General features: G+C 56.0%; 6 protein-coding genes. 4 read left to right on the top strand and 2 right to left on the bottom strand.

Annotated features, from left to right (window positions below):
* Window positions 1-82: 82 nt before the first annotated feature.
* On the bottom strand, window positions 83-337 hold the full coding sequence (locus tag OKB77_RS23870; protein ID WP_032492620.1) for a Txe/YoeB family addiction module toxin: 255 nt from the start codon (window positions 335-337) through the stop codon (window positions 83-85).
* Window positions 334-585 carry a type II toxin-antitoxin system Phd/YefM family antitoxin gene (locus OKB77_RS23865; protein ID WP_032492621.1) on the bottom strand — a complete coding sequence of 84 codons (252 nt, stop codon included), beginning with the start codon at window positions 583-585 and terminating at the stop codon, window positions 334-336. Before OKB77_RS23865 ends, OKB77_RS23870 begins: the two co-directional genes overlap by 4 nt.
* 183 nt (window positions 586-768) lie before the next feature.
* Here OKB77_RS23865 and OKB77_RS23860 point away from each other — a divergent pair, with 183 nt between their 5' ends.
* The 4 genes from OKB77_RS23860 to OKB77_RS23845 form a co-directional block, all read left to right on the top strand.
* The gene (locus OKB77_RS23860; protein ID WP_000186237.1) at window positions 769-1,401 is read left to right on the top strand and encodes a type B-3 chloramphenicol O-acetyltransferase CatB3; all 633 of its coding nucleotides are present in this window, start codon (window positions 769-771) and stop codon (window positions 1,399-1,401) included.
* Window positions 1,402-1,557: 156 nt separating this feature from the next.
* Complete coding sequence (locus tag OKB77_RS23855) at window positions 1,558-1,905, top strand: quaternary ammonium compound efflux SMR transporter QacE delta 1 (RefSeq protein WP_000679427.1); 348 nt, start codon at window positions 1,558-1,560, stop codon at window positions 1,903-1,905.
* The gene (gene sul1 / locus OKB77_RS23850; protein ID WP_000259031.1) at window positions 1,899-2,738 is read left to right on the top strand and encodes a sulfonamide-resistant dihydropteroate synthase Sul1; all 840 of its coding nucleotides are present in this window, start codon (window positions 1,899-1,901) and stop codon (window positions 2,736-2,738) included. Before OKB77_RS23855 ends, sul1 begins: the two co-directional genes overlap by 7 nt.
* A 127-nt stretch (window positions 2,739-2,865) precedes the next feature.
* A partial coding sequence (locus OKB77_RS23845) for a GNAT family N-acetyltransferase (RefSeq protein WP_270818710.1) occupies window positions 2,866-3,361 on the top strand: 496 nt, incomplete at its 3' end.

Genomic DNA, 3,361 nt, shown 5'->3' with positions numbered 1-3,361 from the left:
TGATGCCTAACCCTTCCATCGAGGGGGACGTCCAAGGGCTGGCGCCCTTGGCCGCCCCTCATGTCAAACGTTGGGCGTCTTTTCAGTAGTGGTACTTGAGTTGAACGATCCAAAGGGCATCATCCGCCACTTTGTAAACCATTCGGTGCTCATCCGTAATTCGACGAGACCAATAACCGGCCAAAGCATGTTTTAATGGCTCTGGCTTGCCCACTCCAGAGAAAGGCTCTCGGGTGGTTTCTTTAATTAGCTTGTTAATTCGATCAACCATGCGGCGGTCTTGTTTTTGCCAGAACAGATAATCTTCCCATGCATCATCGGAAAAAATTAATCTCATTCGGCCAACTCCCGCGCCTGTCCTCGGCCCGCTTCAAGTTGCTCGATCGACTTGAAAAGCCGCTTGGCGTTGGCGGGGCTGCGCAGCAGATACGCAGTTTCTTCCAGCGCCTGGAAATCTTCCAGCGAGAGAATCACAACCGATTGGTCGCCGTTACGTGTGATGATCACCGGCTCATGATCGTTGCAAACACGATCCATGGTTCCAGCCAGGTTGGCGCGGGCGTGTGTGTAAGTGATAGCGTCCATAACATCCTCCGTACATGTACAGAAGATTGTACAACAAGAGCAACTCGAAGGCGAGGCAAAAAAACGCCCAACCCTTCAATCAAGTCGGGACGGCCAAAAGCAAGCTTTTGGCTCCCCTCGCTGGCGCTCGGCGCCCCTTATTTCAAACGTTAGACGGCAAAGTCACAGACCGCGGGATCTCTTATGACCAACTACTTTGATAGCCCCTTCAAAGGCAAGCTGCTTTCTGAGCAAGTGAAGAACCCCAATATCAAAGTTGGGCGGTACAGCTATTACTCTGGCTACTATCATGGGCACTCATTCGATGACTGCGCACGGTATCTGTTTCCGGACCGTGATGACGTTGATAAGTTGATCATCGGTAGTTTCTGCTCTATCGGGAGTGGGGCTTCCTTTATCATGGCTGGCAATCAGGGGCATCGGTACGACTGGGCATCATCTTTCCCGTTCTTTTATATGCAGGAAGAACCTGCATTCTCAAGCGCACTCGATGCCTTCCAAAAAGCAGGTAATACTGTCATTGGCAATGACGTTTGGATCGGCTCTGAGGCAATGGTCATGCCCGGAATCAAGATCGGGCACGGTGCGGTGATAGGCAGCCGCTCGTTGGTGACAAAAGATGTGGAGCCTTACGCTATCGTTGGCGGCAATCCCGCTAAGAAGATTAAGAAACGCTTCACCGATGAGGAAATTTCATTGCTTCTGGAGATGGAGTGGTGGAATTGGTCACTGGAGAAGATCAAAGCGGCAATGCCCATGCTGTGCTCGTCTAATATTGTTGGCCTGCACAAGTATTGGCTCGAGTTTGCCGTCTAACAATTCAATCAAGCCGATGCCGCTTCGCGGCACGGCTTATTTCAGGCGTTAGATGCACTAAGCACATAATTGCTCACAGCCAAACTATCAGGTCAAGTCTGCTTTTATTATTTTTAAGCGTGCATAATAAGCCCTACACAAATTGGGAGATATATCATGAAAGGCTGGCTTTTTCTTGTTATCGCAATAGTTGGCGAAGTAATCGCAACATCCGCATTAAAATCTAGCGAGGGCTTTACTAAGCTTGCCCCTTCCGCCGTTGTCATAATCGGTTATGGCATCGCATTTTATTTTCTTTCTCTGGTTCTGAAATCCATCCCTGTCGGTGTTGCTTATGCAGTCTGGTCGGGACTCGGCGTCGTCATAATTACAGCCATTGCCTGGTTGCTTCATGGGCAAAAGCTTGATGCGTGGGGCTTTGTAGGTATGGGGCTCATAATTGCTGCCTTTTTGCTCGCCCGATCCCCATCGTGGAAGTCGCTGCGGAGGCCGACGCCATGGTGACGGTGTTCGGCATTCTGAATCTCACCGAGGACTCCTTCTTCGATGAGAGCCGGCGGCTAGACCCCGCCGGCGCTGTCACCGCGGCGATCGAAATGCTGCGAGTCGGATCAGACGTCGTGGATGTCGGACCGGCCGCCAGCCATCCGGACGCGAGGCCTGTATCGCCGGCCGATGAGATCAGACGTATTGCGCCGCTCTTAGACGCCCTGTCCGATCAGATGCACCGTGTTTCAATCGACAGCTTCCAACCGGAAACCCAGCGCTATGCGCTCAAGCGCGGCGTGGGCTACCTGAACGATATCCAAGGATTTCCTGACCCTGCGCTCTATCCCGATATTGCTGAGGCGGACTGCAGGCTGGTGGTTATGCACTCAGCGCAGCGGGATGGCATCGCCACCCGCACCGGTCACCTTCGACCCGAAGACGCGCTCGACGAGATTGTGCGGTTCTTCGAGGCGCGGGTTTCCGCCTTGCGACGGAGCGGGGTCGCTGCCGACCGGCTCATCCTCGATCCGGGGATGGGATTTTTCTTGAGCCCCGCACCGGAAACATCGCTGCACGTGCTGTCGAACCTTCAAAAGCTGAAGTCGGCGTTGGGGCTTCCGCTATTGGTCTCGGTGTCGCGGAAATCCTTCTTGGGCGCCACCGTTGGCCTTCCTGTAAAGGATCTGGGTCCAGCGAGCCTTGCGGCGGAACTTCACGCGATCGGCAATGGCGCTGACTACGTCCGCACCCACGCGCCTGGAGATCTGCGAAGCGCAATCACCTTCTCGGAAACCCTCGCGAAATTTCGCAGTCGCGACGCCAGAGACCGAGGGTTAGATCATGCCTAGCATTCACCTTCCGGCCGCCCGCTAGCGGACCCTGGTCAGGTTCCGCGAAGGTGGGCGCAGACATGCTGGGCTCGTCAGGATCAAACTGCACTATGAGGCGGCGGTTCATACCGCGCCAGGGGAGCGAATGGACAGCGAGGAGCCTCCGAACGTTCGGGTCGCCTGCTCGGGTGATATCGACGAGGTTGTGCGGCTGATGCACGACGCTGCGGCGTGGATGTCCGCCAAGGGAACGCCCGCCTGGGACGTCGCGCGGATCGACCGGACATTCGCGGAGACCTTCGTCCTGAGATCCGAGCTCCTAGTCGCGAGTTGCAGCGACGGCATCGTCGGCTGTTGCACCTTGTCGGCCGAGGATCCCGAGTTCTGGCCCGACGCCCTCAAGGGGGAGGCCGCATATCTGCACAAGCTCGCGGTGCGACGGACACATGCGGGCCGGGGTGTCAGCTCCGCGCTGATCGAGGCTTGCCGCCATGCCGCGCGAACGCAGGGGTGCGCCAAGCTGCGGCTCGACTGCCACCCGAACCTGCGTGGCCTATACGAGCGGCTCGGATTCACCCACGTCGACACTTTCAATCCCGGCTGGGATCCAACCTTCATCGCAGAACGCCTAGAACTCGAAA

It is taken from the genome of Aeromonas sp. Y318-3 (assembly GCF_027706185.1).
GTDB lineage: Bacteria > Pseudomonadota > Gammaproteobacteria > Enterobacterales > Aeromonadaceae > Aeromonas > Aeromonas veronii.
Note: the sequence above shows the minus strand (reverse complement) of the source record. Positions and strands in the feature narration are given on the sequence as shown.